Raw genomic sequence first — 4747 nt, 5'->3', positions numbered from 1 at the left:
GCCAGACAAGACACCCTTTAGCCGGGATCTGCGCCTTAGCAACAAGAAAACACCCCTTAGCCGGGTTCTGCGCTTTAGCAACCACTGCTATCGGGAGTTTTTGTTGCTAACGCGTGGGCGGAGGTTTTGGTTGGCACCTAAGCCAACAGAACGAGGCTGAGCTCAGGGTGCCGAGGTGCAGGGCCGGGGCGACCTCAGCTCACCTAGCCAGACAGCGCCTAGGCAGGACGCGGTCTGCTAGTTGGGCAGGGCAGAAAAGCCGTTGGCTTCGAGCTGTTCAGCCAGCTCAGCACCGTTGGCCCCATAGAACCAGGGAATGTTCTTACCGCGCCCCGTACCCCGGGAGCGCCCGCCGGCCCACACGGCCTCACCCGCCGTCAGCTGGCGAATCGCAACAGCCGCGACATTCTCCGGGTGGTTTTCGACGAACTCGCCGTAGATTTCTTCATCGTGCTGCCCGTCATCACCGACCAACAGCCACTTGATGTGCGGAAACTCCCTGGCCAAACGCTCCAGCGCCGTCCGCTTGTGATCCTGCCCCGAACGGAAAACCCGCGTGGGTGTCGGTCCCCAGTCGGTCAGCAGCAGAGGCCCTGACGGATACATGTTCCGATGCAAAAACCTGGTCAGTGCAGGCTGCGTGTTCCAAGCCCCGGTCGACAGGTACAGAATCGGCGAGTTCGGCCGCAGATACGACAGCCGGTCATACAGAACAGCCATCCCTGACACCGGCGAGCGCGCATGCTCATTGAGCACAAACGAATTCCACGCCGCCAAGAACGGCCGCGGCAGGGCAGTCACCACCACGGTGTCGTCAATGTCCGAAATGATTCCAAAGCGCTGCTCGTCGTCAATGATGTGCGCAGTTGCCGTGTCCAGGCCCGAACCGCTGGTCCACATTTCCAGCTTGGCCTTGCCGCGGCTGTAATTTCCGGGAATCACCGCATCGATGATCCCACCGCGATCAGCCGTAACCATGTGCTCCTGTCCCCCGACGCGCACCCACGCAATCTCATTGGACAAGGGCACAGCGGCAAAGTTGCGCCAGCCGCGCACGTTCCTGTCTTTCTTCGGCGATTCTGCGCCCTCCGGGCTGAGCACAATGCGTCCCAGCACCCGTATGAAAGTCTCGGAGCCATAGGAGTCATAGGCGACAACCGCAGGCTTCCAACCGCGCTTCTCCGCACGCCCACGCCGCCACTCGTGGTAGCGGTCCTCCATGCGCGCAGCAGTGTGCAGCGCTTCGGGGGTCAGGTTGACCGGCCGGTGGCCCGTGCCGGCGCGGGCCTGACCCCAACCTCCGCCGCGGCCACCGCGACCGACTCGAGCGGCACCTCGGCCGTTGCGGGATTCAGGTCCCGTCTGAGACATCAGAGGAAACCGATCCGGTCGTAGACAGTCCGCAGGGTCTTCTCTGCTTCAGCCGCAGCCTTCTGACGTCCCTGCTCAAGAATCGCCATGAGCTGCGAACGGTCATCGAGCAGTTCGTTGGTGCGGTTCCGCACGGGCGTGAAGACTTCGACGGCGAGTTCGGCGAGATCCACCTTGAGGTGGCCGTACATTTTGCCTTCGTAGTCGGCAACGATCTGCTCGATCGGCTTATCCGCCAGCACCGAGTAAATGGTCAGCAGGTTCGACACACCGGGCTTGTTTTCGGGGTCGTAGGCGATTTCCGTTCCCGCGTCGGTGACAGCGGACTTGAACTTCTTGGCAAGCGCCTTCGGTTCGTCCAGCAGATTCACCAATCCTGCCGGCGACTTCGCCGATTTCGACATCTTTGCGCTGGGGTCCTGCAGGTCATAGATCTTCGCCGACTGCTTCATGATCGCGGCTTCCGGCACCGTGAAGGTCTGTCCGTAGCGGGTGTTGAACCGCTGCGCGAGGTTGCGGGTCAGCTCGAGGTGCTGGCGCTGGTCTTCACCCACCGGCACGACATCTGCCTGGTACAGCAGAATGTCGGCAGCCATAAGCGACGGGTAGGTCAGCAGCCCCACCGACACGTGCTCGTTCTTCTGCGACTTGTCTTTGAACTGGGTCATGCGCTGCGCTTCGCCCAACCCCGTCTGGCATTCGAGCACCCAGCCCAGCTGCGAGTTCGCGGGAATCTGTGACTGCACGTACAGGGTCGTACGTTCCGGGTCGACACCGGCTGCAATGAATTGTGCGGCGGTGCGCAGGGTGCGCTCGCGCAGTTCGTCAGGGTTCTGCTCCACCGTGATGGCGTGCTGGTTGGCGATGAACAGGAAGGAATCGTATTCCTCCTGGAGCGCCACAACCGGGGCGAGCGCCCCAATGTAGTTCCCGAGGTGGAGCGAATCTGAGGTCGCCTGAATTCCGGTGAGGGACCGCTGGGGCCCAGAGGGAGCAGAAGAAGTCATAACAGCATTCTGCCACCTGGACATTCCACCTCGGGAGCGGCCCGGGGAGCCTTACAAGCGGAAGTCACGAGACCCCACCCGGCAGCTCACTCAGCGTTGCCCTCCTCTGCGGGAAATTCTCAAACAGGCGTCCCACATATTAAGAATCTTCAGAATAACGTGACAGAGGGCACATGGAGGCGTAATCTTGGCCAAGTTCCGTACAGAGACCGCTCAAGTCTCTTTACGGTTTTGTTCATCCTTGTGGTGGTGCTGGCCATCTACCGTTCCTTCCAGGCACTGTCGACGAAGAACTTCACCACGGCAGAAGACCCCTTCGTAGAGTCCAAGATGTTCGCACCGGCCGGCTTCATTCCGACGACGGCCGAACGCGAAGTCATGGCAGACTGGAAGGCCTGGAACGAGAAGCACGGCGTGGGCAAGGACCCCGCCGCAGCGAACGGAAAGTGACATGAGCACAACGGCTTCTGACATTCTGCGCATCACCGCAAAACCGTTCACCGCGGTCTACTGGTACATGCGCGAAATCAGCGGGGCAAACGCGTTCATCAACTACCAGAAGTCCTACCTGCGCCGCCACGGCACGCTGGAAGGGTCGAAGGGCAAACGCGAATTCTGGCGGGACCTGACTGACGAACAGGACCGTAACCCCACAACCCGCTGCTGCTGACAGACGCCGACTGATTGGCCGCCTGAACCCCAGGCGGCCAATCACGTGAAAAGCGCCGGTGATGCGAACAATCGCATCACCGGCGCTTTTCTGTGCGCAATGGCTAAGAGTCAGCCAGTTAAGCTGCAGACTCCGGCCATGCAGCCGACCTTCTCCGGCCCCTCAGCAACCTCAGCCCTTCAGCGTCGGGAGGTCGTAGTCGATGACGAGCGGAGCGTGGTCAGACCAGCGCTGGTCGTAGGCCGGAGCCTTGTCGACCTGAGCCTGCACGGCTTTTTCTGCAAGTTCCGGTGTGGCCATCTGGTAGTCGATCCGCCAGCCGGTGTCGTTGTCGAAAGCCTTGCCGCGCATCGACCACCACGTGTACGGGCCGTCCATTTCGCCAGACAGCTTCCGGTGGACATCCACCCAGCCGAGGCTGCCGAAGAACTCATCGAAGTACGCCCGCTCTTCCGGCAGGAAGCCGGCCTTCTTCACGTTGCCCTTCCAGTTCTTGATGTCCAGCTCCGTGTGGCCGACGTTGAGGTCCCCGGTGATGACGGCGTAGTCGGCGTGCTTCTTCAGCTGGTCCATGCGGATCTTCATCTGATCCATGAAACGGTACTTGTCGTCCTGCTTGGGTGTGCCCACCTCACCGGAGTGCACATAGGCTGAAACCACGGTCAGCAGGCTTCCATCCTCAAGCTGGTAGTCAGCTTCCAGCCAACGGCCTGCCAGGTCGAAGTAGCTGTCGCCGTTGCCGATTCTGGTTTCCACAGCCGGCACGTCGCTGACAACCGCAACACCGGCACGGCCCTTAGCCTCGGCATCGGCGGAATAGGCGTGCTCCCCCAGCGGTGCCATGACTTCGTAGGCGATGTCGTTCTGCGCGCGCACCTCCTGCAGCGTCAGGATGTCGCAGCCACGAGCATCCGCCCACTCCTGCATGTTCTTGCGCATAGCCGCGCGGATTCCGTTGACGTTCACATTGACGATTCTCAGCATTGCCCCATCGTCCCACATCGCCGCAGATCCCGACCTCACGCACCACGAGCTGAGCCCCGCGCACCTTCTCCACCTCGCCCGCAAAGAGCATCTGTGACAAACACTCAGGCCAGTAGAATGCGAGGTGAGTACACTGTTGGCATTAGGCGAATGAGTCCGAGGAGGAACCATGTCAGAACAATTCGATGTTGAACGGCTTGAGATCAGTCCCCTTGACGAAGTCGATGCTCTTGAGCTTCGCGAATTCCTCGTAGATTCGCTTGAAGACTTCTGGGGTGACACCAACCTCACCCGCGACCACGCCCCGCACTGGTTCCGCCAGTTCGCAGCTTCTGGCCTGGTCGCCCGCTACAAGAACGAATTCGTGGGGTACCTGCTGGGCGCGATCCCGGTGGAAGGCCCCTCACTCATCCACCTGGTAGCCGTCCATGACAACTACCGCCACAAGGGCATCGGCCGCCTTCTCTACGAAGCGTTCATCAAGCATGCACGCGACCGTGGCGCCGACATCGTGCAGGCAACCGCCCTGCCGGAAAACGCCGGTGCGATTTCGTTCCACTCCTCGCTCGGTTTTGAAAGCGAACTCGTCGACAACTACGCAGGCCCCGACAACGCCCGCGTTCTGTTCACCTACCGCCTGGCAGCACACTGATCTGCCCGGGAGCGCTCACTGAGCGCTCCCCAACACAAAGCACGAGGCGCCAGTACAGAATTC

At 61.1% G+C, this 4747-nt stretch carries 6 protein-coding genes; 3 read left to right on the top strand and 3 right to left on the bottom strand.

The genetic code is table 11. The annotated features are described in order from the left end of the window. Positions 1-237 precede the first annotated feature (237 nt). Positions 238-1371 (bottom strand): App1 family protein, encoded by a 1134-nt coding sequence (locus tag HMPREF3087_RS10230; RefSeq protein ID WP_176745035.1) that lies wholly within the window; start codon positions 1369-1371, stop codon positions 238-240. Next, positions 1371-2378: a tryptophan--tRNA ligase gene (trpS, locus tag HMPREF3087_RS10225; RefSeq protein WP_070429037.1), complete on the bottom strand. Its 1008-nt coding sequence runs from the start codon at positions 2376-2378 to the stop codon at positions 1371-1373. Before trpS ends, HMPREF3087_RS10230 begins: the two co-directional genes overlap by 1 nt. Positions 2379-2609: 231 nt before the next feature. Here trpS and HMPREF3087_RS10220 point away from each other — a divergent pair, with 231 nt between their 5' ends. Both HMPREF3087_RS10220 and HMPREF3087_RS10215 read left to right on the top strand, forming a co-directional pair. After that, on the top strand, positions 2610-2828 hold the full coding sequence (locus HMPREF3087_RS10220; RefSeq protein ID WP_070429036.1) for a hypothetical protein: 219 nt from the start codon (positions 2610-2612) through the stop codon (positions 2826-2828). A 1-nt stretch (position 2829) separates the two neighbouring features. Continuing rightward, a complete protein-coding gene (locus HMPREF3087_RS10215) occupies positions 2830-3048 on the top strand; it encodes a CstA-like transporter-associated (seleno)protein (protein WP_070423982.1) in 219 nt (72 codons plus the stop codon). A gap of 171 nt (positions 3049-3219) precedes the next feature. Here HMPREF3087_RS10215 and HMPREF3087_RS10210 read toward each other — a convergent pair whose 3' ends face one another. Next, a complete protein-coding gene (locus tag HMPREF3087_RS10210; protein WP_141738937.1) occupies positions 3220-4032 on the bottom strand; it encodes an exodeoxyribonuclease III in 813 nt (270 codons plus the stop codon). Positions 4033-4201: 169 nt separating this feature from the next. Between HMPREF3087_RS10210 and HMPREF3087_RS10205 the strand changes: the two genes are divergently transcribed. Next, a complete protein-coding gene (locus HMPREF3087_RS10205) occupies positions 4202-4684 on the top strand; it encodes a GNAT family N-acetyltransferase (RefSeq protein WP_061941380.1) in 483 nt (160 codons plus the stop codon). The last annotated feature ends 63 nt before the right edge of the window (positions 4685-4747 follow it).

It is taken from the genome of Brevibacterium sp. HMSC22B09 (assembly GCF_001806795.1).
In the GTDB taxonomy this organism is placed as follows: Bacteria; Actinomycetota; Actinomycetes; order Actinomycetales; family Brevibacteriaceae; genus Brevibacterium; species Brevibacterium ravenspurgense.
This window is presented reverse-complemented; position numbering and strand designations above follow the sequence as displayed.

What these genes read in the sequence shown, in the direction of transcription:
- HMPREF3087_RS10230 (WP_176745035.1), bottom strand. Translation starts at nt 1,371, where the DNA reads ATGTCTCAGACGGGACCTGAATCCCGCAACGGCCGAGGTGCCGCTCGA.
- trpS (WP_070429037.1), bottom strand. Translation starts at nt 2,378, where the DNA reads ATGACTTCTTCTGCTCCCTCTGGGCCCCAGCGGTCCCTCACCGGAATT.
- HMPREF3087_RS10215 (WP_070423982.1), top strand. Translation starts at nt 2,830, where the DNA reads ATGAGCACAACGGCTTCTGACATTCTGCGCATCACCGCAAAACCGTTC.
- HMPREF3087_RS10210 (WP_141738937.1), bottom strand. Translation starts at nt 4,032, where the DNA reads ATGCTGAGAATCGTCAATGTGAACGTCAACGGAATCCGCGCGGCTATG.
- HMPREF3087_RS10205 (WP_061941380.1), top strand. Translation starts at nt 4,202, where the DNA reads ATGTCAGAACAATTCGATGTTGAACGGCTTGAGATCAGTCCCCTTGAC.